The following is a 1,577-nucleotide window of genomic DNA, read 5'->3' on the forward strand; positions in this document are numbered from 1 at the left end:
CCTTCGTTGCGGATCTCGCTCTTGGACGCCACCGGGTGGATCGAGGAGGTGGAGTTGTTGATGTAGGAGATCGAGCCGGTGGGCGGCACAGCCTGCAGGTTCTGGTTGTATATGCCGTGCTCCATGACGGAGGCCTTCAGCTCGCGCCAGTCATCCTGGGTGGGGATGTGGATGTTCTTGAACAGCTCGGCGACCTTCTCGGTCTGCGGGACCCATTCCTGCTCGGTGTACTTGTCGAAGAACTCGCCGGAGGCGTACTTGGACTTCTCGAAGCCGCCGAAGGTCTGGCCGGTCTGGATGGCCAGCAGGTTGGAGGCGCGGACCGCGTGGAACACCACCGAGTAGAAGTAGATGTTGGTGAAGTCCAGGCCCTCTTCGGAACCGTAGTGGACCCGCTCGCGGGCCAGGTAGCCGTGCAGGTTCATCTGGCCGAGGCCGATCGCGTGGCTCTGGTCGTTGCCGCGGGCGATCGAGGGCACCGATGTGATGTTGGACATGTCCGAGACGGCCGAGAGCGACCGGATGGCCGTCTCGATGGTCAGGCCGAAGTCCGGCGAGTCCATGGTCTTGGCGATGTTCAGCGAACCCAGGTTGCAGGAGATGTCCTTGCCGGTCTGGTCGTAGGACAGGTCATCGTGGTACGTGGTGGGCTGCGAGACCTGGAGGATCTCGGAGCACAGGTTGGACATGATGATCTTGCCGTCGATCGGGTTTTCCCGGTTCACGGTGTCCTCGAACATGATGTACGGGTAGCCGGATTCGAACTGGATCTCGGCGAGGGTCTGGAAGAACTCGCGCGCCTTGATCTTGGTCTTCTTGATCCGGGAATCGTCCACCATCTCGTAGTACTTCTCGGTGACCGAGACGTCGGAGAACGGCATGCCGTAGACCTTTTCGACGTCGTACGGGGAGAACAGGTACATGTCCTCGTCCCGCTTGGCGAGCTCGAAGGTGATGTCCGGGATGACGACGCCGAGCGAGAGGGTCTTGATGCGGATCTTCTCGTCCGCGTTCTCGCGCTTGGTGTCCAGGAAGCGGTAGATGTCCGGGTGGTGCGCGTGCAGGTACACCGCACCGGCACCCTGGCGGGCACCGAGCTGGTTGGCGTAGGAGAAGCTGTCCTCGAGGAGCTTCATCACGGGGATGACGCCGGAGGACTGGTTCTCGATCTGCTTGATCGGCGCGCCGACCTCGCGGATGTTGGTCAGCGCGAAGGCGACGCCGCCGCCGCGCTTGGAGAGCTGCAGGGCGGAGTTGATGGACCGGCCGATCGACTCCATGTTGTCTTCGATGCGGAGCAGGAAGCAGGAGACCAGCTCGCCGCGCTGGCGCTTGCCGGCGTTCAGGAACGTCGGGGTGGCCGGCTGGAAGCGGCCTTCGATGATCTCGTCCACCATCTGGGTGGCGAGCTTCTCGTCGCCGCGGGCCAGGTGCAGGGCCACCATGCAGACGCGGTCCTCGTAGCGCTCCAGGAAGCGCTTTCCGTCGAACGTCTTCAGCGTGTACGAGGTGTAGAACTTGAACGCGCCGAGGAAGGTCTCGAAGCGGAACTTCTTCTTGTACGCGCGGTTGTAGAG

General features: G+C 62.5%; 1 protein-coding gene. It reads right to left on the reverse strand.

From position 1 onward, the window contains the following. A partial coding sequence (nrdE, locus tag LQV45_RS31210) for a class 1b ribonucleoside-diphosphate reductase subunit alpha (protein WP_230011215.1) occupies positions 1-1,577 on the reverse strand: 1,577 nt, incomplete at both ends.

The sequence above is a fragment of the Microbacterium sp. Bi128 genome (genome assembly GCF_918698205.1).